General features: G+C 69.7%; 26 protein-coding genes and 1 tRNA gene. 17 read left to right on the forward strand and 10 right to left on the reverse strand.

Annotated elements, in window-relative coordinates; translation table 11 throughout:
* Positions 1 to 7: 7 nt before the first annotated feature.
* The 3 genes from FHQ07_RS14415 to FHQ07_RS13980 all read right to left on the reverse strand — a co-directional run bounded on the left by FHQ07_RS14415 (position 8) and on the right by FHQ07_RS13980 (position 2,415).
* Positions 8 to 154, reverse strand: coding sequence for a hypothetical protein (locus tag FHQ07_RS14415; protein WP_168191578.1), 147 nt, complete (start codon positions 152 to 154; stop codon positions 8 to 10).
* Positions 155 to 371: 217 nt separating this feature from the next.
* Positions 372 to 866 (reverse strand): copper resistance protein NlpE, encoded by a 495-nt coding sequence (locus FHQ07_RS13975; RefSeq protein ID WP_139717688.1) that lies wholly within the window; start codon positions 864 to 866, stop codon positions 372 to 374.
* Positions 867 to 903: 37 nt separating this feature from the next.
* Positions 904 to 2,415, reverse strand: coding sequence for a helicase HerA-like domain-containing protein (locus FHQ07_RS13980; RefSeq protein WP_139717690.1), 1,512 nt, complete (start codon positions 2,413 to 2,415; stop codon positions 904 to 906).
* A 154-nt stretch (positions 2,416 to 2,569) separates the two neighbouring features.
* Here FHQ07_RS13980 and FHQ07_RS13985 point away from each other — a divergent pair, with 154 nt between their 5' ends.
* Positions 2,570 to 4,105, forward strand: coding sequence for a transglycosylase SLT domain-containing protein (locus FHQ07_RS13985; RefSeq protein WP_139717692.1), 1,536 nt, complete (start codon positions 2,570 to 2,572; stop codon positions 4,103 to 4,105).
* Positions 4,106 to 4,480: 375 nt separating this feature from the next.
* On the opposite strand, the gene FHQ07_RS13990 is transcribed toward FHQ07_RS13985, so the two are convergent.
* From FHQ07_RS13990 to FHQ07_RS14000, 3 genes are all read right to left on the reverse strand, one after another.
* A complete protein-coding gene (locus tag FHQ07_RS13990; RefSeq protein ID WP_139717694.1) occupies positions 4,481 to 5,545 on the reverse strand; it encodes a GGDEF domain-containing protein in 1,065 nt (354 codons plus the stop codon).
* Positions 5,546 to 5,625: 80 nt separating this feature from the next.
* Entirely contained in the window at positions 5,626 to 6,468 is an 843-nt protein-coding gene (asd, locus tag FHQ07_RS13995) for an archaetidylserine decarboxylase (protein ID WP_139717696.1), read from the reverse strand.
* Positions 6,465 to 7,103 (reverse strand): SCO family protein, encoded by a 639-nt coding sequence (locus FHQ07_RS14000; protein ID WP_139717698.1) that lies wholly within the window; start codon positions 7,101 to 7,103, stop codon positions 6,465 to 6,467. Before FHQ07_RS14000 ends, asd begins: the two co-directional genes overlap by 4 nt.
* An 83-nt stretch (positions 7,104 to 7,186) precedes the next feature.
* Between FHQ07_RS14000 and prmB the strand changes: the two genes are divergently transcribed.
* The 12 genes from prmB (at position 7,187) to FHQ07_RS14060 (ending at position 19,907) form a co-directional block, all read left to right on the forward strand.
* Positions 7,187 to 8,134 carry a 50S ribosomal protein L3 N(5)-glutamine methyltransferase gene (prmB, locus tag FHQ07_RS14005; RefSeq protein WP_139717700.1) on the forward strand — a complete coding sequence of 316 codons (948 nt, stop codon included), beginning with the start codon at positions 7,187 to 7,189 and terminating at the stop codon, positions 8,132 to 8,134.
* A gap of 19 nt (positions 8,135 to 8,153) precedes the next feature.
* A complete protein-coding gene (gene aroC, locus FHQ07_RS14010) occupies positions 8,154 to 9,257 on the forward strand; it encodes a chorismate synthase (protein ID WP_240703507.1) in 1,104 nt (367 codons plus the stop codon).
* A 118-nt stretch (positions 9,258 to 9,375) separates the two neighbouring features.
* The gene (locus tag FHQ07_RS14015) at positions 9,376 to 10,410 is read left to right on the forward strand and encodes an aspartate-semialdehyde dehydrogenase (RefSeq protein WP_139717704.1); all 1,035 of its coding nucleotides are present in this window, start codon (positions 9,376 to 9,378) and stop codon (positions 10,408 to 10,410) included.
* 61 nt (positions 10,411 to 10,471) lie between these two features.
* Positions 10,472 to 12,481 (forward strand): FimV/HubP family polar landmark protein, encoded by a 2,010-nt coding sequence (locus tag FHQ07_RS14020; RefSeq protein ID WP_139717706.1) that lies wholly within the window; start codon positions 10,472 to 10,474, stop codon positions 12,479 to 12,481.
* A 17-nt stretch (positions 12,482 to 12,498) separates the two neighbouring features.
* Complete coding sequence (gene truA / locus FHQ07_RS14025; RefSeq protein WP_139717708.1) at positions 12,499 to 13,299, forward strand: tRNA pseudouridine(38-40) synthase TruA; 801 nt, start codon at positions 12,499 to 12,501, stop codon at positions 13,297 to 13,299.
* Positions 13,300 to 13,310: 11 nt separating this feature from the next.
* On the forward strand, positions 13,311 to 14,009 hold the full coding sequence (locus FHQ07_RS14030; RefSeq protein WP_139717709.1) for a phosphoribosylanthranilate isomerase: 699 nt from the start codon (positions 13,311 to 13,313) through the stop codon (positions 14,007 to 14,009).
* On the forward strand, positions 13,999 to 15,225 hold the full coding sequence (gene trpB, locus FHQ07_RS14035; protein WP_139717711.1) for a tryptophan synthase subunit beta: 1,227 nt from the start codon (positions 13,999 to 14,001) through the stop codon (positions 15,223 to 15,225). Before FHQ07_RS14030 ends, trpB begins: the two co-directional genes overlap by 11 nt.
* Before the next feature lie 54 nt (positions 15,226 to 15,279).
* Positions 15,280 to 15,741: a DUF3144 domain-containing protein gene (locus tag FHQ07_RS14040; protein WP_139717713.1), complete on the forward strand. Its 462-nt coding sequence runs from the start codon at positions 15,280 to 15,282 to the stop codon at positions 15,739 to 15,741.
* Entirely contained in the window at positions 15,738 to 16,553 is an 816-nt protein-coding gene (trpA, locus tag FHQ07_RS14045; RefSeq protein WP_139717715.1) for a tryptophan synthase subunit alpha, read from the forward strand. The genes FHQ07_RS14040 and trpA overlap by 4 nt, the downstream gene beginning before the upstream one ends.
* 86 nt (positions 16,554 to 16,639) lie before the next feature.
* Positions 16,640 to 17,527 (forward strand): acetyl-CoA carboxylase, carboxyltransferase subunit beta, encoded by an 888-nt coding sequence (gene accD, locus FHQ07_RS14050; RefSeq protein ID WP_139717717.1) that lies wholly within the window; start codon positions 16,640 to 16,642, stop codon positions 17,525 to 17,527.
* Positions 17,524 to 18,888 (forward strand): phosphoglucosamine mutase, encoded by a 1,365-nt coding sequence (gene glmM / locus FHQ07_RS14055; protein ID WP_139717719.1) that lies wholly within the window; start codon positions 17,524 to 17,526, stop codon positions 18,886 to 18,888. Before accD ends, glmM begins: the two co-directional genes overlap by 4 nt.
* A 65-nt stretch (positions 18,889 to 18,953) precedes the next feature.
* Positions 18,954 to 19,907, forward strand: a complete 954-nt coding sequence (locus FHQ07_RS14060; RefSeq protein ID WP_139717721.1) for an isopenicillin N synthase family dioxygenase — start codon at positions 18,954 to 18,956, stop codon at positions 19,905 to 19,907.
* A gap of 43 nt (positions 19,908 to 19,950) precedes the next feature.
* On the opposite strand, the gene FHQ07_RS14065 is transcribed toward FHQ07_RS14060, so the two are convergent.
* The gene (locus tag FHQ07_RS14065) at positions 19,951 to 20,625 is read right to left on the reverse strand and encodes a DUF6445 family protein (protein WP_139717723.1); all 675 of its coding nucleotides are present in this window, start codon (positions 20,623 to 20,625) and stop codon (positions 19,951 to 19,953) included.
* Positions 20,626 to 20,691: 66 nt separating this feature from the next.
* On the opposite strand from FHQ07_RS14065, the gene tpiA reads away from it, so the two are divergent.
* The 3 genes from tpiA to FHQ07_RS14080 all read left to right on the forward strand — a co-directional run bounded on the left by tpiA (position 20,692) and on the right by FHQ07_RS14080 (position 22,044).
* Complete coding sequence (gene tpiA, locus FHQ07_RS14070) at positions 20,692 to 21,444, forward strand: triose-phosphate isomerase (RefSeq protein WP_139717724.1); 753 nt, start codon at positions 20,692 to 20,694, stop codon at positions 21,442 to 21,444.
* A gap of 28 nt (positions 21,445 to 21,472) precedes the next feature.
* Positions 21,473 to 21,919, forward strand: a complete 447-nt coding sequence (gene secG, locus FHQ07_RS14075) for a preprotein translocase subunit SecG (RefSeq protein ID WP_139717726.1) — start codon at positions 21,473 to 21,475, stop codon at positions 21,917 to 21,919.
* Between the two features lie 40 nt (positions 21,920 to 21,959).
* Positions 21,960 to 22,044 (forward strand) — tRNA-Leu (locus FHQ07_RS14080).
* 78 nt (positions 22,045 to 22,122) lie between these two features.
* On the opposite strand, the gene FHQ07_RS14085 is transcribed toward FHQ07_RS14080, so the two are convergent.
* From FHQ07_RS14085 to FHQ07_RS14095, 3 genes are all read right to left on the reverse strand, one after another.
* Positions 22,123 to 22,557 (reverse strand): barstar family protein, encoded by a 435-nt coding sequence (locus FHQ07_RS14085; protein ID WP_139717728.1) that lies wholly within the window; start codon positions 22,555 to 22,557, stop codon positions 22,123 to 22,125.
* Positions 22,554 to 22,973, reverse strand: a complete 420-nt coding sequence (locus FHQ07_RS14090; protein WP_139718118.1) for a ribonuclease domain-containing protein — start codon at positions 22,971 to 22,973, stop codon at positions 22,554 to 22,556. Before FHQ07_RS14090 ends, FHQ07_RS14085 begins: the two co-directional genes overlap by 4 nt.
* A 75-nt stretch (positions 22,974 to 23,048) precedes the next feature.
* A complete protein-coding gene (locus tag FHQ07_RS14095; protein ID WP_139717730.1) occupies positions 23,049 to 23,297 on the reverse strand; it encodes a hypothetical protein in 249 nt (82 codons plus the stop codon).
* 66 nt (positions 23,298 to 23,363) lie between these two features.
* Here FHQ07_RS14095 and FHQ07_RS14100 point away from each other — a divergent pair, with 66 nt between their 5' ends.
* Complete coding sequence (locus FHQ07_RS14100; protein ID WP_139717732.1) at positions 23,364 to 23,960, forward strand: YdeI/OmpD-associated family protein; 597 nt, start codon at positions 23,364 to 23,366, stop codon at positions 23,958 to 23,960.
* The last annotated feature ends 6 nt before the right edge of the window (positions 23,961 to 23,966 follow it).

Consider the following 23,966-nt stretch of genomic DNA (forward strand, 5'->3'; position numbering starts at 1 on the left):
ATATGTCCTAGAGGTGTTGTGAAGAAAAAACAACGGCGCACTCAACGCCTGCCGAAGATCCCGCGCGCGCTCCATTTGCCGAACGGCCCGCCGTATTGCCGGCCGCCGATTCGCCGATCAAGCCGCCGACATTGCGCGTGGTCTGCTTCGCCATGCGTTCCGCCACGCCTTGGCGGCGCCGGGTCCCCGACAGGAGCTCGCCGATCTCCTGGCCGGGGCAGGCCGTGGTTGTGCCGCGTGCTCACCAGTGCGACGTGCGCGCCGAAGAACACCGCATCGCGATCCGCGGGCGCGGCGTCCGCCTTCAGCCGGTCGTGCCCGGCGCGCGTGATCAGCGCGATGCTGCCGGGCGGACCCCAGCGCCCCATCGATCAACGGCGCCGCAGGCTGTAATCGAGCTTGCTGTCGATCGGCTTGCCTTCGGTATCCAGCGCGCGCAACTCGTTGCCGGAGACGACTTCGAACCAGCGGTCGCGCTCCTGCTTGTCTTCCGGATCGAGCAGCAGGGTCTTGCCGTCTTCCTTTACGGTCCAGGTGCCCTTGAGGGTGAAACTGCTGCTGTCGCTGTCCTGGTAGACCTCGCTCATGGTGAAGCCGCCTTCCGGGGCGAACGCGATGCTGGTGTCGATGCCGGGGCAGTCCGCGCAGGGCAGGGTGCCGCCGTAGGTGCCGGCGAACGCCTTCGCGTCGAAACCCGGGGCGGCGCTGGATGGCGAGTTCTGGTCGATTTCGGAGATCACCGCACTCTTGATCTCTTCGGTCGGCGCGGCGGCGACGGCTGCGGGCGGCGCCTCGGCTTCGCGCTTGCAGGCGGCGAGGGCGAGGCAGGACAGGGCGAGTGCAAGGAAAATGCGCGAGCGGTTCATCGTGTGGTCTCGTCGATGGGTTGCGGATGGTCGGGGATCAGCGTTTGCCGCCGAAGATGCTGCCGAGGATGCCGCGCAGGATCTGCCGGCCGACCTGGTTGCCGACGGTGCGGGCGGTCTGCTTGGCCATGGTCTCGATCATGCCCTGGCGGCGCTTGGTGCCGAACACGGCGTCCTTGACCGCACCGCCGAAACCGCCTTCCTCGGCATCGTCGTCTTCGCGGGTCTTCGCTTGCGGCGCCTGCGCCTGTTCGGCTTTCGTTTCCGCTTTCTTCGCCAGCAGTTCGGCGGCGGAATCGCGGTCGATGCGGGTGTCGTACTTCATGCCGACCGGGCTGCCGGCGCGCACCTGCGCGCGTTCGGCCTCGGTGATCGCGCCCATCCGGCAACGCGGCGGCGCGACCAGGGTCTTCTCGACCGGCATCGGGATGCCCTTGTCCTGCAGGGTCGAGACCAGCGCCTCGCCGACGCCGAGCTGGCCGATGGTCTTGGCCACGTCCAGGCCGGGATTGGCGACGAAGGTTTCCGCGGCGGTCTTGACCGCCTTCTGGTCGCGCGGGGTGAACGCGCGCAGCGCATGCTGGAAGCGGTTGCCCATCTGGCCGAGGATCTCGTCCGGCACGTCGTCGGGGAACTGCGAGCAGAAGTACACGCCGACGCCCTTGGAGCGGATCAGGCGGACGACCTGTTCGATGCGCTGGCGCAGCGCCGGCGGCGCGTCGTCGAACAGCAGGTGCGCCTCGTCGAACACGAAGACGAGTTTCGGCTTGTCGAGGTCGCCGACTTCCGGCAGGTTCTCGAACAGTTCGCTGAGCAGCCACAGCAGGAAGCTGGAATACAGCTTGGGCTTCAGGATCAGCTGGTCGGCGGCCAGGATGTTGACCACGCCGCGGCCGTCGGTCGTGGTGCGCATCAGGTCGGCCAGTTCCAGCGCCGGTTCGCCGAAGAACAGCTCCGCGCCTTCCTGTTCCAGGCGCAGCAGGGCGCGCTGGATGGCGCCGATCGACTGCGTGCTGACCAGGCCGTAGGAGGTGGACACGTCCTTGCGTTCCTCGGCGATCAGGCCGAGCAGGGCGCGCAGGTCCTCGAGGTCGAGCAGCAGCAGGCCGCGGTCGTCGGCCAGCTTGAACACGATGTCGAGCACGCCGCCCTGGGTCTCGTTCAATTCGAGGATGCGGCCGAGCAGGGTCGGGCCCATCTCGCTGACGGTGGTGCGCACCGGGTGGCCGAGCTTGCCCCACAGGTCCCAGAACACCACCGGCGCGGCTTCATTGCGGTAATCGGCGATGCCCAGCTGGGCGATGCGCTGCTGGATCCTGTCGTTCATGGCACCGGCCGCCGCCAGCCCGGCCACGTCGCCCTTGACGTCGGCCAGGAACACCGGCACGCCGATCCGGCTGAAGCCCTCGGCCAGGGTCATCAGGGTCACCGTCTTGCCGGTGCCGGTGGCGCCGGCGACCAGGCCGTGGCGATTGCCGTATTTCGGCAGCAGGAACACGTTGCCGCTGGTTTCGGTGGTGACGGCCTTGCCGACGAGGATGGGGTCCATGCGAATGCGCGTCCGATGATGGGCTGCTGGGAATGTGAATGCGTGCAACGCCGATTCTATGCGATGCCGGTCGCATTTCCCGTGCCGTGGCGGGTTCCCTTGCCCGCGCGTGGCGGCTACCCTCCCGCTTCCCACGCAGCCCCTCGATGCATCCATGTCCCATCGCGTTTCCGTGTTTGCCGCCGCATTCGCCATCGCCTCGATCGCCGCCTTGTCCGCGCCGGGCGCCCACGCGCAATCGAAGCGCGACCTGGCCGCCGCCAGCGTCCTCCAGCAACGCATGGATGCCGCCGAGAAGCGTTACCGCGACGGCATGCTGGCCGATGACGAGGAAGCCGCCAGCGCCGCCAGCAGCGCCGCGCTGGCCGAGATGAAGACGGTGATCGAGGCCTGCGCGAAGCAGAAGGGCTGCTCGATGCCGGGCATGCTGGCGACCTACGAACGCCTGCTCAAGGCCAGCCCGCAAGCCGGCGAGGAACTGTTCGACGAGGACGGCCAGGACCCGATCGACGAAGCCGACTTCACCGCCGCCGACGTGCCGGACGAGGCGAACGCAGCCTCGCTGCTGAGCGAGGACGGCCAGCGCTTCGTGCGCATGGTGCAGTTCAACCCGGCGGTGCAGGCCGGCATCCGCCGCTGGCTCACCGACATGCGCCCGTCGCTGATGGACAGCTACGAGAACTACCGCTACATGCAGCACCTGATGTCGCCGCCGTTCAAGCGCCACGGCCTGCCGGAGGCGCTGCTGTTCGGGATCATGGCCAAGGAATCCAACGGCAAGGTGCATGCCGGTTCGCGCGCCGGCGCGGTGGGTCCGCTGCAATTCATGCCGGCCACCGGCCGCCGCTTCGGCCTGGGCAACGACGGCACCGGCTTCGATACCCGCTACGACCCGGCCGCATCGGCCGATGCCGCCGCGCAGTACCTGAGCGAGCGCATGGCCCAGCTCAACAACAGCATCGAACTGTCGCTGGCCGGCTACAACGGCGGCGAGGGCCGCGCGGCGCGGGTGTTCCAGGGCAGCGGCGGGCGCAGCTTCTGGGACTACGACGTCTACAACCAGTTCCCCGCGGAAACCAAGGACTACGTGCCGATGGTGATCGCCGCGGCCTGGCTGTTCCTGCATCCGAAGGAATACGGCATCCGCTGGCCGCGGGTCAGCGCCAGGCCGGCCATGGTCACCCTGACGCAACCGGCCTCGATCTACGAGCTCACCATCTGCCTGGGCAACTACGGTTCGCGCGACGGCTACATGCGCGCGTTGCGCAACCTCAATCCGCGCTGGGACGTGGACAGCACGATTCCCGCCGGTACCGCGCTCAACGCCACCACCCGCATCGCCTGGCTGTATCGCTTCAATTGCGGCAACGGCAAGCGCGCGCAACTGGCCAAGCAACTGGTGCAGAGCAACGTGCAGTCCGCGCTGGTGCGGATCGGGCCGATGACCAGCGCGCCCGTCGCAAGCGCCGATCCGCCGGCGCAGGAAGCCGCGCCGCCGCCCAGGCCGGCCAAGCCCGCCAAGCCGGCGAAGCCGAAGACCTACAAGGTGCAGCGCGGCGAGAACCTGACCGGGATCGCGCGCAAGTTCGATTGCGACCTGTCCGATTTCGCCAAGGCCAACAAGCTCAAGCCGCCGAAGTACGCGATCCGCCCCGGGCAGGCCCTGAAGCTCGCAGGCTGCAAGGGGTGAGCGGGGAATTCGAGCGGCGCTAGCCGCGAGCCCGCGAACGCCCGCTGCCATGCAAGGCAGCGGGCCGGGGCCAGCGGGGAATTCGAGCGGCGCTAGCCGCGAGCCCGCGAACGCCCGCTGCCATGCAAGGCAGCGGGCCGGGGCCAGCGGGGAATTCGAGCGGCGCTAGCCGCGAGCCCGCGAACGCCCGCTGCCATGCAAGGCAGCGGGCCGGGGCCAGCGGGGAATTCGAGCGGCGCTAGCCGCGAGCCCGCGAACGCCCGCTGCCATGCAAGGCAGCGGGCCGGGGCCAGCGGGGAATTCGAGCGGCGCTAGCCGCGAGCCCGCGAACGCCCGCTGCCATGCAAGGCAGCGGGCCGGGGCGGTTGCCGGCGGTCAGGCGGCGCTGGCGACCCGGTTGCGCCCCGCGCGCTTGGCTTCGTAGAGCGCGCGATCCGCTCTGGCGAACAAGGCATCGGTCGCGCTGCCCGCCGCAGGCACCGCGCAGGCGGCGCCCACGCTGATGGTGACCAGGCCGGCCTGCGCATGGCGGTGTTCTATCGCGCAGGCCTGCACGGCTTCGCGCACGCGCTCGGCCAGGGCATGCGCCTGCTCCAGCGCGGTGCCGGGCAGGATGATGGCGAATTCCTCGCCGCCGTAACGGGCCAGCCGGCCAGTCGATCCGGCGATCGTCTCCTTCAGGATCGCCGCGACCAGGCGCAGGCAATCGTCGCCGGCCAGGTGGCCGTAGCCGTCGTTGTAGGCCTTGAAGTCGTCCACGTCCGCGAGCACCAGCGACAGCGGGGAAGCGGATGCGCCGGCATCCGCATGCGCCTGCGCGAACCATGCGTCGAAGCTGCGCCGGTTGGGGATCCGGGTCAGGCTGTCGAGTTCCGACAGCGATTCGACGATGGCGTAGGCATCCCGCAGTTCCTCGTTGGCGCGTTGCAGGGCCGCCACCAGGTTGGCGGCGCGGATCGCGCCGGCGATCTGGTCGGCGACCGTTTCCAGCAACGCGCGTTGCCCGCGGAACGCGCCCGGCGCCTGGCTTTCGACGTTGAGGACGGCCAGCACCTCGCCGCGATGGACGATCGGCACGCACAGTTCGGAGCGGGTGCCGGGCATGGTGTCGATGAAATTGGGGTGGCTGCTGGTGTCCTCGATGTCGAGCGTGCGCCCGGTCAGCGCGCATTCGCCGACCACGCCCGAGCCGAGCGCGCGGCGGTAGCCCACGGCGATCGCCGTGGGCACCTCGCTGTACACCGCTTCGCAGCAGAATTCGCCGCGCTCGCGGTCGACCCGGGCGAAGGCGATGAATTCCCAGCCGAATTCGTCGTGCAGGGTGTCCACGATCCGCTGCAGCATCGGGCCGAGGTCGAGGTCTTCCAGCGCAATGCGGGCGATGCGGTTCAGCACCGACAGCTGGCGCAAGGTGTCCCGCCCGGAATCGTCCTGATGCATTCGTCCCCCGGATCGCGCGCGCAGGTTCCCCTATCGCGGCAAGCGGCGCAAGCGCCGGGCCGGCCGCCCGGCCCTTGGCATCATCCGCGCAACGCCAGTCGCTGCCCCAGCCGCACGGGCTGTTCCGCGGCCAACCCCGGCGCAAGGCTCGCCGCGCCCTTCGGCAGCAGCACGATCACCGTGCTGCCGTAGTTGAAGCGCGCCATCTCGGCGAAGCGCTCGAGCACGATGCCCTTGCCGCGGTAATCCTTGCTGGTGATGCGGTCGGCATAGGCGGGGATCTCGACGCCGCTCCACACGGTCTCCACCCCGGACACCAGCAGCGCGCCGACCATCACCGAGGCCATCGGCCCGAACTCGGTATCGAAGTGGCAGACCAGGCGCTCGTTGCGGGCGAACAGGCGCGGCACGTCGGCCACCGCGGCGGTGCCGACCGAGAACAGCCGGCCGGGCACGTGCACGGTTTCGCGCAGGGTGCCGGTCCACGGCATGTGCACGCGGTGGTAGTCGCGCGGCGAGAGGTACACGGTGGCGAACAGGCCGTCGGCGTAGGGCTTCGCGGCTTCCTCGTCGCCCAGCAGTTCGGCGGCGGTATAGGACTGGCCCTTGGCCTGGAAGATGCGGCCATCGACGATCTCGCCGCACTGGCTGATGTGGCCGTCGGCCGGCATCAGCAACGCGTTCGGATCCGGATCCGGCACGCGCGCGCCGGGCTTCAGCGCGCGGGTGAAGAAGGCATTGAAGCTTGGATACGCGTTCGGATCCGGTTCGGCGGCTTCGGACAGGTCGACGCCGAACTTGCGGGTCACCGTGTCGATCAGCCATTGCTTGATCGACGGATTGGTCGAGTACGCCAGCCTGCGCGCCAGCGAGGACAGCAGCCGGTGCGGCAGGACATAGGTGAGGGCAGTGATCGGGCTCATTGTTTGCCCTCGGTCAGCTTGGCAAGGTCGGCGGCGATGCCTTTCACATCGAACGGCGGTTGCACCACGCCGGCCATCCGCGCCTGCGGGTCGAGCATCACCAGCGCGGCGCTGTGGTCGATCGTGTAGTCGTCCGGCTTGCCGCTGGCGCCCGGCGATTTCATGAACACCAGCGACAGCGAACGCGCGAAGGCTTCCAGCTGCGGCAGCGGCGCGGTCGCGGCCAGGGTGTCGGCGTGGAAGGCATGCGCGTAGTCGCCGGTGAGCTTCGGGCTGTCGCGGTCCGGGTCGGCGGAGACGAACAGCACGCGCGGGCGGGTGGCTTCCGGCAGCGACGCCCATCGCTTCTGCGCGCCGGCAAGCTGGGCCAGCGTGGTCGGGCACACGTCCGGGCAGTGGGTGAAGCCGAGGAAGACCAAGGTCCAGTGGCCCTTGAGCTCGTCGCCGGTCAGCGGCGTGCCGTCCGATTGCTGCAGGGAGAACGCAGGCAGGGTGCGTGGCGTCGGCAGCAGGTTGAAGCTGGCCACGGACGGCGGCGCGGCCACCGGCACGGCGAAATGCCGCTGCGACACCCACAGGCCCAGCCCGGCGGCGATGGCGGCGATGACCAGCAGGAGGATGGCGCGTTTCGACATGAGCGATGGCAATGACCGGAAAGCGGCCATGATAGCGGCCCGCCGCCGCTATACTTCACGGTTACAGACCGCATAGCGCCGCCATGTCCGAAGAATTGCAGACGATCATCGACCTGATCCGCTACGGCGCCAGCCGTTTCAACGCGGCCGGGCTGACCTTCGGCCACAGCTACGACAACGCCCTCGACGAGGCGACCCAGCTCACCCTGCATGCCCTGCACCTGCCGCACGACCTGTCGCCGGTGTACGGCAACGCGCGCATCACCGAGGCCGAGAAGGAAGACGTGCTGGGCCTGTTCCTGCGCCGCATCGAGGAGCGCATCCCGGCCGCCTACCTGACCGGCGAGGCCTGGTTCGCCGGGCTGAGCTTCAAGTCGGACCCGCGTGCGCTGGTGCCGCGTTCGCCGATCGCGGAGATGATCGAAGCCGGCTTCCAGCCCTGGCTGGGCGACCGCGAGGTGCGTCGCGCGCTGGACCTGTGCACCGGCTCCGGCTGCATCGCCATCGCGATGGCGCACCACAACCCGGACTGGCACGTCGACGGGGTGGACATCAGCGACGACGCGCTGGCGCTGTCGCGCGAGAACGAGAAGCGCCTGCACGTGGAGAACGTGCGCTTCCTCAAGTCCGACCTGTTCGCCGGATTGCAGGGCGAGCACTACGACCTGATCGTCACCAATCCGCCCTACGTCACCAACGACGAGACCGACGCCCTGCCGCGCGAGTACTCGCACGAGCCGGAACTCGGCCTGCGCGCCGGCGACGACGGACTCGACCTGGCGCTGAGGATCCTGCGCGATGCCCCGCTGCACCTGGACCGCGACGGCCTGCTGATCTGCGAAGTCGGCGAGGCCGAACGCGCGCTGGTCAAGCTGCTGCCGGAACTGCCGCTGGCCTGGGTGGAATTCAAGTTCGGGCAGATGGGGATCTTCGTCGCCGAATGCGCCGACCTGATCGCCCACCACGAGCGGATCGCACGGCTGGCGGATGCGCGCGAATCGCGCGGCACGCCGCCCGGCGACCTGTTCTGAGCAGGCGCGGCCGACCCACTTGAACACTTTCGGCCAGCTGCTGCGCGTCACCACCTTCGGCGAGTCGCACGGGCCGGCCATCGGCTGCGTGGTCGACGGCTGCCCGCCGGGCATCGCCATCGCGCCGGAAGATTTCGCGCACGACCTCGCGCGCCGCGCCACCGGCAAGACCCGGCATACCTCGGCGCGGCACGAGGCGGACGCGGTGGAAATCCTGTCCGGCGTGTACGAAGGCAGGACCACCGGCACCCCGGTCGCGTTGCTGATCCGCAACACCGACCAGCGCAGCAAGGACTACGCGAACATCGCCGCGCAGTTCCGCCCCGGCCATGCCGATTACACCTATTGGCAGAAATACGGCATCCGCGATCCGCGCGGCGGCGGACGCAGCAGCGCGCGCGAAACCACCATGCGCGTGGCCGCGGCCGTCATCGCCAAGAAGTGGCTGGCGGACCGGTACGGGGTGCGCGTGCAGGGCTGGATGTCGCAGATCGGCGAGGTCGTGCCGAACGGGTTCGATGCCGCCGCCATCGAAACCAATCCGTTCTTCTGGCCGCATGCCGCGCAAGTCGATGAGCTCGAGGCGTACATGGACGCGTTGCGCAAGTCCGGCGATTCGGTCGGTGCGCGGGTCACCGTGGTCGCCGACGGCGTGCCGCCGGGCTGGGGCGAGCCGGTGTACGGCAAGCTCGACGGCGAGCTTGCCGCGGCGATGATGTCGATCAATGCGGTCAAGGGCGTGGAGATCGGCGACGGTTTCGCCGCGGTGGCGCAAAAGGGCACGCAGCATCGCGACGAGATCGCCCGCGACGGCTTCCTGTCCAACCATGCCGGCGGCATCCTCGGCGGCATTTCCAGCGGCCAGCAAGTGCTGGTGTCGGTGGCGTTCAAGCCGACCTCCAGCCTGCGCCTGCCGGGCCAGACCGTGGATGTCGAGGGCAACGAAGTGGAGGTCGTCACCACCGGCCGCCACGACCCCTGCGTCGGCATCCGCGCAACGCCCATTTGCGAGGCGATGCTGGCGCTGGTGCTGATGGATCAGGCCCTGCGCCACCGTGCGCAGTGCGGCGACGTGGGCGAGATGTCGCCGCGGATTCCCGCCGCCACCGGCAAAAAACGATAGCGGCCAGTCGTGCCATCCGCCCCCCACGGGCAACGACTGCGCCGCAGCGGCAACCGCGATACGCATCCATCCATCCAGCAGGCGCGCAGCGCGCCGCAATCAGACGAGAGGACATTCCATGAGCAGCAAGCCCGCTTCAAACAGGCGATTCAAGGTGGCGGTGGTCGGCGCGAGCGGCGCCGTCGGCGAGACGATGTTGTCGATCCTGGCCGAGCGCGAGTTCCCGGCGAGCGAAGTGATCGCATTGGCCAGCGAGCGTTCGGCCGGCAGCCTGGTCAAGTACGGCAACGACGACATCGTGGTGCAGGACCTGGCCACGTTCGACCCGGCCGGCGTCGAGATCGCGCTGTTCTCCGCCGGCGGCGGCATCAGCAAGGAATACGGGCCGAAGTTCGCCGCCGCGGGCGCGGTCGTCATCGACAATTCCTCGACCTTCCGCTACGACGACGACGTGCCGCTGGTGGTCAGCGAAGTGAACCCGGAACAGGTGGGCAACCGCCCGCGCGGGATCATCGCCAACCCGAACTGCTCGACCATGCAGCTGATGGTGGCGCTGAAGCCGCTGCACGACGCGGCGAAGATCGAGCGCATCAACGTCGCCACCTACCAGTCGGTGTCCGGCGCCGGGCGTTCCGGGCTGGAGGAGCTGGGCATCCAGACCGGCCAGTTGCTCAATTTCCAGGAGATCGCGCCGAAGAAGTTCCAGGCGCAGATCGCCTTCAACCTGATCCCGCACATCGACGACTTCCAGCCCAACGGCTACACCAAGGAAGAGATGAAGCTGGTGTGGGAGACCCGCAAGATCCTCGGCGACGAGGCGATCCAGGTGAATCCGACTGCGGTGCGGGTGCCGGTGTTCTACGGCCATTCCGAGGCGGTCAACATCGAAACCCGCGACAAGCTGTCCGTCGAACAGGCGCGCGAGCTGCTGGAACGCGCGCCGGGCGTGGTCGTCGTCGACGAGCACACGCCCGGCGGTTATCCGACCCCGGTGACCCATGCCTCCGGCAGCGATGCCGTGTACGTCGGCCGCATCCGCGAGGATTTCTCGCATCCGCGCGGACTGAACCTGTGGGTGGTGTCCGACAACATCCGCAAGGGCGCGGCGCTGAACGCGGTGCAGATCGCGGAACTCGTTGCCAGCGAAGGCTGAGCACGGCTAGAGTCCACGCGGGGAAGCAGGGATGAGGGCGCGCGTGATCGGCAAATTGCGAATGGCGGTTGCAACCGCGCTGCTGCTGGCGGCGGGCAATGCCGCGGCGCTGGGGCTGGGCCAGATCGAGGTGAAGTCGCGGCTCAACCAGCCGTTGCTGGCCGAGATCCCGATCATCTCCACCACCCCGGGCGAACTGGAAGCGCTGCAGGCGCGGCTGGCCTCGCCGGAAACCTTCCGCCGGGTCGGCCTTGCCGCACCCAGCGGAGCCGCCGCCAACCTGCAGTTCAGCCTGGGCAGCGATGCGCGTGGCCGCCCGGTGATCCGGGTGACCACGGTCGCGCCGGTCAACCAGGCGGTGCTGAATTTCCTGATCGAAGTGGATTGGGGGCAGGGCCGGCTGGTGCGCGAGTACTCGGCGCTGGTCGATGCGCCGCGCACCGCCAGCGCGCCGGTGCAGCCGGCGATCAGTGCGCCGGTGGTGGCCGCGCCGAACGTGGTGCAGCGACCGCTGCAACAGGCTCCAGCGGCGGTCGCCCCGCCGGCACCGGCACCGGCACCCGCGCCGGTCGCGGCGGCCGCGCCGCCTGCCGCCGCCGCCGAACCGGCACCGCCGCCGGTCGCGGTGGCGCCGTTGCCGCCGCCTGCGCAAGCGGCCGCCGAGCCGGTAGCGATGCCGGCCCCGGCGATCGCCGTGCCGCCGCCTGCGCCTGCCGCCGCCGCGTCCGCGTCCGCGCAGTACGGGCCGGTGCGGCAGGGCGAAACCCTGTCGAAGATCGCCCACGGCCTGGGCTTGGCGGGCGGCTACAGCCTGGACCAGACCATGCTTGCCCTGCTGCGGGCCAATCCGGACGCGTTCCTCGGCAACGACATCAACCTGCTCAAGCGTGGTGCGGTGCTGCGCGTGCCGGGCGGCGGCGAGATCGGCGGCGTCAGCGCCGACGAGGCCGCGCTGGTGGTGCGCGAACAGATGCAGCAATGGCGGCAGGCGCGGCGTCCGGTCGCGCAACCGGATGCGACGGTGGTGGCCGATGCCGCCGCCAGCGCGGAGCGCGCGCCAGCCGCCGGCACGCCGACGCGCAGTGCCAAGGCCAGCGAAAAGCCGGCGGCACCGGCAACGACCGACAAGACCGCCGTCGCGAAACCGGCGGCGCCGAAAACCCCGGCCGCCGCGCCGCGCCGGCAGCAGGCGCGGCTGGAGATCGTGCCGCCGGCGGCACCGGGCAAGGCCACAGGAACACGATCCGGCACCAATGCCGGGGGCGAGGGCAGCATGCTCCAGCAACAATTGCGGCAAAAGGACGAGGACATCGCCGCCAAGGCCGCCGAAATCGGCGACCTCAAGGAGCGCGTGGCCGAACTCGAGAAACTCAAGCAGCAGCAGGAGCAGTTGCTGTCGATGAAGGACAGCGAGCTGGCCGCCGCGCAGCAGCGCCTGGCCGATGCGCGCAAGGCCGCGGCCGCGGTGCAGGCCCCGCCCGCCAGCGCGGCGGCGCAGACCGCGCAGACCGCGCAGCCTGCCGAGAAGCCCCATCCGTCGAACCCGATGCCCTGGCTGTGGGGCGGACTGGCCCTGGTCGGCATGGCCGTGCTGGCCTGGTTGTTCGTGCGTCGCGGGCCGAAACCGGCAGCGAAGGCGCCCGCGCGGCGCGGCTTCGACAGCGAGGCATTGGCGGCAAGCATGGTGGTGCCGACCCTGGACGAGGCCGCGCAAGGCGAATCCGCCGATATCGCCGATGAAGCGCCGGCGGCGACCACCGTGGTCGACCTGGACGAGGTGCCGGCAACGCAGGCCCCGCGCAGCGAGGCCCCGAACTGGCATTCCGGCTGGGTCAAGACCGCCGCGCCTGCGCCTGCGCCGCCGGCGGAAACGGCCAAGCCGCGTTTCGTGCCGCAGGAACCCGACCCGCCGCCGCCGCAGGCCAGCGCCGAGCAACGGATGAAGCTGGCTCGCGCCTTCCTCGACATCGGCGACGATCATTCGGCGAAGGAACTGCTGCGCGAACTGCTCGACGGCCCGGATCCGGCCATGCGCACCGAAGCGGCCCGCATGCTGCGCGAGCTCGGCTGAGGGCGCGCAAGGGCGACATGCGTCTCGCGCTCGGGGTCGAATACGACGGCAGCGGTTTTTCCGGCTGGCAGCGATTGAGCGCGGCGGGTTCGCGGGAGCCGGACGGCAGCCTGCAGACGGCGCTGGAAATCGCGCTGTCGAAGGTCGCCGACGCGCGCATCGACACCGTCTGCGCGGGCCGCACCGATGCCGGCGTGCATGGCCAGTGCCAGGTGGTGCATTTCGACACCGATGCCCGGCGCGATCCGCGCGGCTGGGTTCTTGGCGCCACCGCCAGCCTGCCGCCGACGATGGCGGTGCGTTGGTGCGTGCCGGTCTCCGATGAATTCAGCGCCCGTTTTTCCGCACGCGGGCGGCGGTATCGCTATCGCATCCTCAATCGCACGGTGCGGCCGGGGCTGGAGCGCCAGTACCTGGGGTGGGAACGCATGCCGCTGGATGCGGGCGCGATGCACCAGGCCGCGCAGGCGCTGACGGGCGAGCGCGATTTCTCCGCGTTCCGCAGCGTGCAATGCCAGGCCGCCCACGCGCGCCGCAACCTGCACGAGATCGCGGTGCATCGCGAAGGCGAACAGGTCGTGGTCGAGGTCCAGGCCAATGCCTTCCTGCACCACATGGTGCGCAACATCGTCGGCTCGCTGCTGGTGGTGGGACGCAGCGAACAACCGCGCGAATGGATCGCCGAATTGCTGGAGAAGCGCGACCGCACCATCGCCGGCCCGACCGCGCCGGCGGCGGGGCTGCTGTTCATCGGCCCGCGCTATCCGCGACAATGGGGGCTGCCGCAGGAAGTCTGCGGCGACGAAACGACCTCCTGAGAGCCGGCCCCATGGTTCGCCCGCTGTTCCGCACCCGCATCAAGTTCTGCGGCCTGACCCGCGCCGGCGACGTACGCCTGGCCGGCGAGCTGGGCGTGGATGCGGTGGGCCTGATCTTCGCCGCGCGCAGCCCGCGCCGGGTTGCGCCGCAGGCCGCGCGAGGCTTGCGCGATGCGCTGGCGCCGCTGGTGGACGTGGTCGCCCTGTTCATGGACAACAGCGTGGACGAGGTGCGCGAGGCGATCGCGCATGCGCGGCCGACCCTGCTGCAATTCCATGGCGGCGAGGACGACGCTTTCTGCCGCAAGTTCGGCCTGCCGTACCTGAAGGGCATCGGCCTGCGCGGCGCCGGGGCGAGCCTGAGCGGGCGCGTGCTGCACGGGCGCTATCCGCATGCCGCCGGTTTCGTGCTGGACGGCCACGGCGCGGGCGAAGCCGGCGGCAGCGGCCAGCGCGTCGATATCGCCGCGATTCCGCCCGACATGTCCAAGCCTTATGTGCTGGCCGGCGGCTTGCAGCCGGACAATGTGTTCGCCGCGGTGCGCGCCGCCTCGCCGTGGGGCGTGGACGTGTCCAGCGGGATCGAACTGGAACCCGGCATCAAGGACGGCGCGCTGATGCGCCGTTTCGTCGAGGAAGTGCGGCGCGCCGATTGCGTCGAACTCGGCGAGGACAATGATTTGAAGGAGTGTTACGCCTGTGGCCGCTGAGCGGACTGACCAGCACCTCGATTTCCATGCCTACCCGGATGCGGCGGGCCACTTCGGCCGCTATGGCGGGCGCTTCGTCGCCGAGACCCTGATCGGCCCGCTGGAGGAGCTGGCCGCGGCCTACGACGCCGCGCGCGTCGATCCCGCCTTCATCGCCGAATTCGAGGCCGACCTGGCGCATTACGTCGGCCGCCCCAGCCCGATCTACTTCGCCGAGCGCCTGAGCCGAGAGGCCGGCGGCGCGCGCATCCTGCTCAAGCGCGAGGACCTGAACCATACCGGCGCGCACAAGATCAACAACACCATCGGCCAGGCGTTGCTGGCCAGCCGCATGGGCAAGACCCGGATCATCGCCGAGACCGGCGCCGGCCAGCACGGCGTGGCCTCGGCCACGGTCGCGGCGCGATTGGGCCTCGAGTGCGTCGTGTACATGGGCGCCACCGACATCGAACAGCAGAAGATCAACGTCTACCGGATGAAGCTGCTCGGCGCGACCGTGGTGCCGGTGACCAGCGGCTCGGCCACGCTGAAGGACGCGCTGAACGAGGCGATGCGCGACTGGGTCACCAACGTGCGCGACACCTTCTACATCATCGGCACCGTGGCCGGGCCGGACCCGTATCCGCGCATGGTTCGCGACTTCAACGCGGTGGTCGGGCGCGAGGCGCGCGCGCAGATGCTGGCCGAATACGGCCGCCTGCCAGACGCGGTGACCGCCTGCGTCGGCGGCGGCAGCAACGCCATCGGCGTGTTCCATGCGTTCCTGAACGATCGCGATGTGCGGATCGTCGGCGCGGAAGCGGCGGGCGACGGCATCGAGACCGGGCGCCACGCCTCCTCGCTGGCGGCGGGGCGCCCCGGCGTGCTGCACGGCAACCGCACCTATGTGATCTGCGATGACGACGGGCAGATCATCGAGACCCATTCGGTTTCGGCCGGCCTGGATTATCCCGGTGTCGGCCCCGAACACGCGTTCCTGAAGGACACCGGGCGGGCCGAATACGTCGGCGTCACCGACGACGAGGCGCTTGCGGCGTTCCACCTGCTGGCCAGGACCGAGGGCATCCTGCCGGCGCTGGAGTCCAGCCATGCCATCGCCCAGGCGATCAAGCTGGCGCGGGACATGCCGAAGGACGGCATCGTCCTGTGCAACCTGTCCGGCCGCGGCGACAAGGACGTCCACACCATCGCCGGGCGCGAGGGCTTGGCCCTGTAGCCCGGATTCGGCGACAATAGCCGGTTCAATCCAATCGCTATCAGGAGTCCGGCCATGGCCGACGAACAGCAGGCCCAGACCGCGGCCGACAACACCGAAGAAGCGGCCGCGCAGGGTGGCGTGAAGGTCGATCCCGGCTTTTTCGATGCAGTGAACGCCTACCTGGCCGTGTCCGACGACCAGACCCGCAAGTTCGGGGTGAAGGAAGCCGCGATGGCGATGAACTACGCCGCCGCCCGCCACAGCGCCCACATGTACCTGGTCAGCGTGAAGCCGATCAATGCCGCCAACGAGCGCAAGGATTTCATGGATTACATGACCACCATGTACCGCAGGATGCTGAACGAGCACCTGGACGGGATGGGCGAGGAGCGCGGCATCGACGTCGGCGAATCCGAGCTCGCCACGGAATACGCCGCCGCCGGCGTGCAGATCGGCCGCATGAAGCAGCAGACGCCTGCCGCCGATTACGTCGCCGCCGCCGGCGCGACCCCGCCGGCCGCCTCGAACGAATGACCCGGCTACAGACCCGGCTGGACGCCTTGCGTTCGGCCGGCCGCAAGGCCCTGGTGCCGTTCGTCACCGCCGGCGATCCCTCGCTGGCGGCGACGGTGCCGGTCATGCACGCGCTGGTCGATGCCGGCGCGGATGTGATCGAACTGGGCGTGCCGTTCTCCGACCCGATGGCCGACGGCCCGGTGATCCAGCGCAGTTCCGAGCGTGCGTTGGCGCGCGGCGCGGGCATCCGCTACGTGCTGGAGTGCGTGCGCGCGTTCCGCGAGCGCGATGCGTCCACGCCGGTGGTGCTGATGGGCTACCTGAACCCGGTCGAGATCCGCGGCTCCGCGAGCTTCGCGGCGGCGGCGGCGGAAGCCGGCGTCGATGGCGTGCTGCTGGTCGACCTGCCGCCGGAAGAGGCGGAGGAATACCGCGCGGCGTTCGCCCGCAATGGGCTGGCGCTGATTTCGCTGGCCTCGCCGACCACCCCGGAAGCCCGCCTGCAGCGGCTCGCCACCCAGGCCGACGGCTACCTGTACTACGTCAGCTTCGCCGGGGTGACCGGCGCGGACCGGCTCGACGTCGGCGATGCCGGCCAGCGCCTGCAACGGCTGCGCGCGATGGCCGCGATCCCGGTGTACGCCGGCTTCGGCATCCGCGATGCGCAAAGCGCCGCGGCCATGGCCGCGAATGCGGATGGCGTGGTGGTCGGCAGCGCGCTGGTCTCCGCCCTCGAAGCCAGCGCGGACGGGGCCGAAGCCGCCACCCGCGCCGGCGATTTCCTGCGTCCGCTGCGCGCCGCGCTCGACGGCGTGGCCGTCGCCGCCTGAGCTAGACTGCGATGCCGTCATCCCGGCGCCGGCCGGGATGGCGGGCGAACAACCCATGCGCTCGACAACCGCGGTGATCGCCCCGAATGAGCTGGCTTAAAAAATTGATGCCTGCCCGCATCCGCACCGAAACCGGGGTGGATCGCAAGCGCAGCGTGCCGGAAGGCCTGTGGGAGAAATGCGAGCGCTGCGGCGCCGTGCTGTACCGCCCCGAGCTCGAGGAAAACCTCGAGGTCTGCCCGAAGTGCAATTTCCACATGCCGATCCGCGCCCGCGCGCGGCTGGCGGCCTTGCTGGACGACGGGATGGGGCACGAGATCGGCGCCGAACTCGGCCCGACAGACGTGCTCAAGTTCAAGGACCAGAAGAAGTATTCCGACCGCATCAAGGCCGCGCAGAAGTCGACCGGCGAGCGCGATGCGCTGGTCGCGATGGAAGGCAAGCTGAAGGGCCATAACGTGGTCGCCGCCGCCTTCGACTTCGCCTACATGGGCGGTTCGATGGGCTCGGTGGTCGGCGAGCGCTTCACCCTGGCCGCGGAGCGCGCGCTGGAACTGCGCTGCCCGTTCGTGTGCTTCTCCGCCAGCGGCGGCGCGCGCATGCAGGAAAGCCTGTTCTCGCTGATGCAGATGGCCAAGACTTCGGCCGCGCTGGGCCGTTTGCGCGCGGCGGGGCTGCCGTACATCTCGGTGCTCACCCATCCGACCACCGGCGGCGTGTCCGCCAGCTTCGCCATGCTCGGCGACCTCAACATCGCCGAACCGGAGGCGCTGATCGGCTTCGCCGGCCAGCGCGTGATCGAGCAGACCGTGCGCGAGAAGCTGCCGGAAGGCTTCCAGCGCAGCGAGTTCCTGCTCGAGCACGGCACCGTCGACCAGATCGTCGATCGCCGCGAGATGCGCGATCGCCTCGCCCACCTGCTGGCGCTGCTGATGAAGCAGGCCATGCCTGCGGACGACGCGGAGGCCGCGTGAGCGCGCGCCGGTATTTCGGTACCGACGGCATCCGCGGACGGGTCGGCGAAGGCCCGATCTCGGCCGATTTCGTCCTGCGCCTGGGCAATGCCTACGGCCACGCGCTGGTCGCCGCCGCGCGCCAGCGCGACCGCGAATGGCGCAAGCCGATGGTGGTGATCGGCAAGGACACCCGCATCTCCAACTACATGTTCGAGGCCGCGCTGGAAGCGGGGCTGGTCGCGGCCGGCGTCGACGTGCAGCTGATGGGCCCGATGCCGACCCCGGCAGTCGCCCACCTGACCCATTCGATGCGCGCCGACGGCGGCATCGTGATCTCGGCCTCGCACAACCCGCACCACGACAACGGCATCAAGTTCTTCTCGGCGCAGGGCGAGAAGCTCGACGACGCCACCGAACTCGCGATCGAGGCCGCGCTGGACGCGCCGTTCCGCACCGTGTCCTCGGAGCAGCTCGGCAAGGCGGTGCGCACCCGCGACACCATCGGCCGCTACGTCGAGGCCTGCAAGAACTCGGTGCCGAAGGGCTTCAACCTCGACGGCATGCGCATCGTGGTCGATTGCGCCAACGGCGCGACCTACCAGCTCGGCCCGCTGGTGCTGCGCGAGCTCGGCGCGCGCGTAGATGCGATCGGCGTCGACCCGAACGGCGTCAACATCAACGACGGCGTGGGCTCCACCCATCCGGAATTCCTCGCCGCGCGCGTGCGCGGGACCGGCGCCGACCTCGGCATCGCCTTCGACGGCGACGGCGACCGCGTGCTGTTCGTCGATGGCGAAGGCCAGGCGCGCGACGGCGACGAGCTGCTGTACGTGCTGGCCTGCGACTGGCAGGAAAGCGGGCGTCTGCGCGGGCCGGTGGTCGGCACGCTGATGACCAACTACGGCTTCGAGCGCGCGCTGGGCGAGCGCGGCATCGGTTTCGTCCGCGCCAAGGTCGGCGACCGTTACGTGCACCAGCAATTGCTGGCGAACGACGGCGTGCTCGGCGGCGAGGCCAGCGGCCACATCCTCTGCCTGGACCGCGCCAGCACCGGCGACGGCATCGTCAGCGCGCTGCAGGTGCTGGAGGTGCTGCAGCGCCGCGGCGTCGGCCTGGCCGAGGCGCTGGCCGGCCTGCGCAAGGTGCCGCAGAAGACCGTCAACGTGCGTTACAGCGGCAATGCCAAGCCGGCCGACGCCGACAACGTGCACATCGCCCTGGCCGAGGCGCAACGCGCGGTCGAAGGCCGCGGCCGCGCGTTCCTGCGCGCGTCCGGCACCGAGCCGGTGGTGCGGGTCACGGTCGAAGCCGACGACCCGGCATTGGTCGAATCCACCCTGGCCAGGCTCGCCGACGCCGTGCGCGTGGCGGCGGCCTGATCCCGATCAAACCCCATCCTCCGCGACGGGCGCACACTGTCGCAGACCCTTCAAGACAGCACGCCATGGCCAGCCAGATACCGACCCTCGACATCCGCCGTTTCACCCATCCCTCGTCGCCGCAGGACCGCCAGGCCTTCATCGACGAACTCGGCGCGGCCTACCGCGAATGGGGCTTCGCCGGGATCCGCAACCACGGCATCCCGCAGGCGCAGATCGACGAGGCGTACGAGACCTTCCGCAAGTTCTTCGCCTTGCCCGAGGACACCAAGAAGCGCTACCACGTGCCCGGCGGCGGCGGCGCGCGCGGCTATACCGCGTTCGGGGTGGAAACCGCGAAGGGCGCGAAGTATTCCGACCTCAAGGAGTTCTGGCACATCGGCCGCGAGATCCCGCGCGACTCCAGGTACGCGAACGACATGCCGGAGAACCTGTGGCCGCAGGAACTGCCCGAGTTCAAGCGCGTCGGCTACGGCCTGTACCAGGCGCTGGACGAACTGGGCTCGCAGGTCCTGCGCGCGCTGGCGCTGCACATCGACCTGCCGGAGGACTACTTCGCCGACAAGACCGATTCCGGCAACTCGATCCTGCGCCCGATCCACTATCCGCCGATCACCACCGACGACATCCCCAACGTGCGCGCCGGCGCGCACGAGGACATCAACCTGATCACCCTGCTGGTGGGCGCCAGCGCCGCCGGCCTGGAAGTGCTGTCGAAGAAGGGCGACTGGGTGCCGTTCACCTCCGATGCCGACACCATCGTCGTGAACATCGGCGACATGCTGCAGCGGCTGACCAACCACGTGTACCCGTCGACCACCCACCGGGTGGTCAATCCGCCGGGCGAGCAGGCGCGCCAGCCGCGTTATTCGGTGCCGTTCTTCCTGCACCCGAACCCGGATTTCCTGATCGACGTGCTGCCGTCCACGATCACCGCGGACAATCCCAGCCGCTATCCGGAGCCGATCACCGCGCAGGGCTACCTCGAGGAACGGCTGCGCGAGATCAAGCTGAAGTGAACCGCCGGGGCCGCCGCAAGGCGGCCTTCGCGCATGGCTGCGGCTAGGCGCCCATCCAGAAGAACACCGCCGCCATCCGCTCGTCGGCGAGCACTTCGCCGCAATAGGCGGTGGCGCTGTGGATCATCGCCGCGCTGTAGACCAGCAGGCGGTTGAAGCGGTTCGGCACGCGCACGTCCTCCACGAACGCGTCCGGCGGCACGAAGCGGGTGCCCAATGCGTCGACCAGCGTGTTGTGCGGCTTGTTCACCGTGTTGCCGCCGAGCTGGCCGCTGGGCATGCGCTGGCGATAGAAGCTGGTGCCGCAATCCTGCGGCGCGTCGGGCGTGAGGTAGAGCACGCCGGCATAGCGGCACAGCGCGCGCGAATCGGTGTGCGGGCGCGCACCCGCCTCGCGTTCGCCGACGACCTGCACGCAGTTGTGGTTGAGCGTCTTGCCGTCGGGGGTGTTTTGCACCCACAACCGCTTCATGCCGGTGGCGGCGCGCACCCGGCCTTCGACCAGCGACAGTTCGTCCGCTTCCAGCGCCGGCAACGCGCGGCGCCCGGGCCAGCTCTCGCCGGTATGCGGGAAGCCCAGCGCCCAGTCCTGCTTGGCCATGCAGCGTTCGCGCACGTCGCCCGCGTTCGGCAGGACGTCGTCGAACACCCAGTAGTCGCGCCCTTCGGTGGGCTTGCGGTAGGGCAGGATGCGCAGGGGCGGCAAGGGGCGGTTCATCGCGCGACTATAACGGCCCGCCGCCGCCGGTTGCTAAACTTGCGCATCACACGCTGGGAGCCGCGCATGCGCCGCAAGATCGTCGCCGGGAACTGGAAACTGCATGGCGATCGCGCCTTCGCCCACGGCTTGCTGGATGCCGTGGCATCCGCGCCGGCCGCGGCGGGCGTCGAACTGGTGATCCTGCCGCCGCTGCCCTACCTCTGCGAGCTGATCTCGCAATTCGCCAGGCGCGGGCTGGATTTCGGCGCGCAGGACGTCAGCGCCAATGCCAAGGGCGCCTATACCGGCGAGGTTTCGGCCTCGATGCTGGTCGATATCGGGGCGAAGTACGGCCTGGTCGGCCATTCCGAGCGCCGCCAGCACCACCGGGAAACCAGCGAGCTGGTGGCGGCCAAGTTCGTCGCCGCCAAGAACGCCGGCCTGGCCCCGATCGTGTGCGTGGGCGAATCCCTGCACGAGCGCGAGGCAGGGCAGACCGAGTGGCGGATCGAGGAGCAGTTGCAGGCCGTGTTCGACGCCGCGGGCCCGCAGGCGTTCGCCGGGGCGGTCATCGCCTACGAACCGGTCTGGGCGATCGGGACCGGCCGGACCGCCAGCCCGGAACAGGCGCAGGAGGTGCATGCGTTCATCCGTGGCGAGGTGGCCGCGCGCGATGCTACAATCGCCGGCTCGCTGCCGATCCTGTACGGCGGCAGCGTGAAGCCCGACAACGCGGCCAGCCTGTTCGCCCAGGCCGACGTCGACGGCGGGCTGATCGGCGGCGCCTCGCTCGTCGCCGCGGATTTCCTGGCCATCGCGTCCGCCGCGGCGGCCTGACCCAAATACAAGACGGATACGAATCACGATGTGGCTGCAACTTGTAAACGTGCTGTACGTGCTGGTGGCGATCGCCATGATCGGCCTGATCCTGATGCAGCGCGGTGCCGGTGCGCAGGCGGGTTCGGGCTTCGGCGGCGGCGCGTCGGCCACCGTGTTCGGCTCGCGCGGCGCATCGAACTTCCTGACCAAGAGCACCAAGTGGCTGGCGATCATGTTCTTCGCCATCAGCCTGGGCATGGCCGTCTACGCCAGCAAGATGGCCCGTCAAGGCGGCGCCACGCCGGCCGCGGCGGATCTTGGCGTGATGGGCCAGCAGGCGCCCGCCGCGCCGGCACAGCAAGTGCCGACCGCGCAGGTGCCGGCCGCCGCCCCGGCGCAACAGCCGGCCGCGCCGGTCTCCGCGCCGCAGTACGCCCAGCAGCCTGCCGCTGCTGCGCCGGCCGCCGAACAGGCACCTGCCCCGGCCAAGTAATCGGATTTACAATGTTCTCGCGGCGCGAGCCGCAACACCTGCCCAGGTGGCGGAATTGGTAGACGCACTACCTTGAGGTGGTAGCGATTTAGGTCGTAGGGGTTCGAGTCCCCTCTTGGGCACCATACAAAACGAGAAGCCCGCCGCAAGGCGGGCTTTTTGTTGCGGTTCGAGTCCCGATGGCGACTCCAGGCCCGCGGGTTTCACTCCGCCTGCTCGAACTCGTCTTCCGGCAAGGCCAGGAAGGCCCAGAACGGGATCTCCCGCCGGGCCCAGTCGGACACCGCTTCGTCAAGGATTTCCAGCAGGGTGTCGAAGCTGGTTTCGTCGGCGTCGCGCAGTTCGGCGGCGGCATCGAACAGCAAGGCGTAGCCGGGCGCGGGCAGCCAGGACAGGTCGCGCAGGCGGTCGCTGGCGGCATCCCAGTTGCGGCCGCTGCCGGCGGGGAAGTCCAGTGCGGTGGCCAGCCGCAGCATCAGCGTCGCCTTGTCGGCGCAGCCGCGCAGGTCGATGCGGCGGCTCAGCAGGCCGGCGTCGCGGCTCGCCATGCCGAGCGTCGCGATGTCGTCGCTGGTGACGAAGAACACGCCGGCGCGGGCCGCATCGTCCAGGCCCAGGTCGAAACCGGAATCGGTCACTGCAGGCCTCCCGCGACATCGAAGCGGCGGAAACTGTCGTAGTGGTCGTCGCTGTAGTACCACTCGCCGGGCGGGTCGCCGCCGGTGACGATCCGGCGCGCACCGCGATGTTCCACGCCGGGCGTGTCGACGGTGTATTCGCGGTACCAGCCGCGCGGCTTGCGCGGCAGGCGGCCCTCGCGGTTGCCGAACACGCTGCCGTCCTGGCGATGCGGGAACGGGCCGCCGCGCCGGATCATGGCGATGGTGGCGTGCGCTTCGGCCGGCAGGAAACCCGGGAGCGCCGTTTCCGCCTCGACCGGCTTCGCCGATGGCGAAGCATCCGCCATCGGCGGCAGGGCGATGTCATTGCCGGGAAGCGCGTGGACGGTGTCGCCGGCGGGGGCGGGAGGAAGCGCTTGCGGGCGCGGCCACATGAGCCAGCCGCCGGCCAGCACGACCGCGAGCAGCAGCCAGGGAATCCAGTTGTTCGGGTTGCGGTTGCGCATCGATCAGTCGTGCCGGATCTCGAAGGGTGGGTGTTCGTTCAACGTGCCGTCCGCTTCCAGCACGCCGAAGGTCTTGCGGTCGCCGTCGAACACGACCGGGATCGATGGCTGGAACAGCGGGTGGCGGATGAATTTCAGCGACCATCCGTAGCGCTCCAGCGCGTCCAGCGTCTCCTGCTGCGCTTCGTTGAGCTCGGCGCGCATTTCGCGCGCGCGATGGTGCTCGTCCTTGCGTCGTTCGGACTGAGGCATGGGCCCCCCTGTGCGACATCCGGCTGGAGGCGCAGAATGGCCCCGTCCCCACGCGCATGCAAGCCCATGGCCCGCGACCCACGCATCGACGCCTACATCGAACGCGCCGCGCCGTTCGCGCAGCCGATCCTGACCCGCGTGCGCGAACTGGTGCACGAGGCCTGCCCGCAGGTCGAGGAAACCATCAAGTGGGGCATGCCGACCTTCGTGCATGCCGGCGGCATCCTGTGCGGGATGGCGGCGTTCAAGCAGCACGCCTCGTTCGGGTTCTGGAAGCATGCGCTGGTGGTGGGCGACGGCTCGCCGCGCGATGGCATGGGCAGCTACGGCAAGATGGTCACGATCAAGGACCTGCCGCCGAAGAAGACCCTGCTCGCGCATGTCAAGAAGGCGATGAAGCTCAACGAGGACGGGGTGAAGGCGCCGGTGCGCAAGTCTGCGCCGAAGCCACCGCCACAGGCGCCGGACGACCTCGTCGCCGCGTTGAAGAAGGACAAGGCCGCGCAGGCGACCTTCGATGGGTTCCCGCCCGGCTGCAAGCGCGAGTACATCGAGTGGATCGTCGAGGCCAAGCGCGAGGACACCCGCGCCAAGCGATTGGCGCAGGCGGTCGAGTGGATGGCCGAAGGCAAGCGCCGCAACTGGAAGTACGAGAACTGCTGATCGCCC

The organism is Thermomonas aquatica, from assembly GCF_006337105.1.
Taxonomy (GTDB): domain Bacteria; phylum Pseudomonadota; class Gammaproteobacteria; order Xanthomonadales; family Xanthomonadaceae; genus Thermomonas; species Thermomonas aquatica.

Excerpts from the sequence above, each read along its gene's own strand:
- trpA (WP_139717715.1), top strand. The coding sequence starts at position 15,738 with ATGACCCGGCTACAGACCCGGCTGGACGCCTTGCGTTCGGCCGGCCGC.
- FHQ07_RS13980 (WP_139717690.1), bottom strand. The coding sequence starts at position 2,415 with ATGGACCCCATCCTCGTCGGCAAGGCCGTCACCACCGAAACCAGCGGC.
- truA (WP_139717708.1), top strand. The coding sequence starts at position 12,499 with ATGCGTCTCGCGCTCGGGGTCGAATACGACGGCAGCGGTTTTTCCGGC.
- FHQ07_RS14415 (WP_168191578.1), bottom strand. The coding sequence starts at position 154 with ATGGCGAAGCAGACCACGCGCAATGTCGGCGGCTTGATCGGCGAATCG.
- prmB (WP_139717700.1), top strand. The coding sequence starts at position 7,187 with ATGTCCGAAGAATTGCAGACGATCATCGACCTGATCCGCTACGGCGCC.
- FHQ07_RS14000 (WP_139717698.1), bottom strand. The coding sequence starts at position 7,103 with ATGTCGAAACGCGCCATCCTCCTGCTGGTCATCGCCGCCATCGCCGCC.
- FHQ07_RS14090 (WP_139718118.1), bottom strand. The coding sequence starts at position 22,973 with ATGTGGCCGCGCCCGCAAGCGCTTCCTCCCGCCCCCGCCGGCGACACC.
- asd (WP_139717696.1), bottom strand. The coding sequence starts at position 6,468 with ATGAGCCCGATCACTGCCCTCACCTATGTCCTGCCGCACCGGCTGCTG.
- FHQ07_RS14020 (WP_139717706.1), top strand. The coding sequence starts at position 10,472 with ATGGCGGTTGCAACCGCGCTGCTGCTGGCGGCGGGCAATGCCGCGGCG.
- tpiA (WP_139717724.1), top strand. The coding sequence starts at position 20,692 with ATGCGCCGCAAGATCGTCGCCGGGAACTGGAAACTGCATGGCGATCGC.
- FHQ07_RS14060 (WP_139717721.1), top strand. The coding sequence starts at position 18,954 with ATGGCCAGCCAGATACCGACCCTCGACATCCGCCGTTTCACCCATCCC.
- secG (WP_139717726.1), top strand. The coding sequence starts at position 21,473 with ATGTGGCTGCAACTTGTAAACGTGCTGTACGTGCTGGTGGCGATCGCC.
- FHQ07_RS14095 (WP_139717730.1), bottom strand. The coding sequence starts at position 23,297 with ATGCCTCAGTCCGAACGACGCAAGGACGAGCACCATCGCGCGCGCGAA.
- FHQ07_RS13975 (WP_139717688.1), bottom strand. The coding sequence starts at position 866 with ATGAACCGCTCGCGCATTTTCCTTGCACTCGCCCTGTCCTGCCTCGCC.
- accD (WP_139717717.1), top strand. The coding sequence starts at position 16,640 with ATGAGCTGGCTTAAAAAATTGATGCCTGCCCGCATCCGCACCGAAACC.
- FHQ07_RS14015 (WP_139717704.1), top strand. The coding sequence starts at position 9,376 with ATGAGCAGCAAGCCCGCTTCAAACAGGCGATTCAAGGTGGCGGTGGTC.
- FHQ07_RS14065 (WP_139717723.1), bottom strand. The coding sequence starts at position 20,625 with ATGAACCGCCCCTTGCCGCCCCTGCGCATCCTGCCCTACCGCAAGCCC.
- FHQ07_RS13990 (WP_139717694.1), bottom strand. The coding sequence starts at position 5,545 with ATGCATCAGGACGATTCCGGGCGGGACACCTTGCGCCAGCTGTCGGTG.
- FHQ07_RS14040 (WP_139717713.1), top strand. The coding sequence starts at position 15,280 with ATGGCCGACGAACAGCAGGCCCAGACCGCGGCCGACAACACCGAAGAA.
- FHQ07_RS13985 (WP_139717692.1), top strand. The coding sequence starts at position 2,570 with ATGTCCCATCGCGTTTCCGTGTTTGCCGCCGCATTCGCCATCGCCTCG.
- FHQ07_RS14030 (WP_139717709.1), top strand. The coding sequence starts at position 13,311 with ATGGTTCGCCCGCTGTTCCGCACCCGCATCAAGTTCTGCGGCCTGACC.
- FHQ07_RS14100 (WP_139717732.1), top strand. The coding sequence starts at position 23,364 with ATGGCCCGCGACCCACGCATCGACGCCTACATCGAACGCGCCGCGCCG.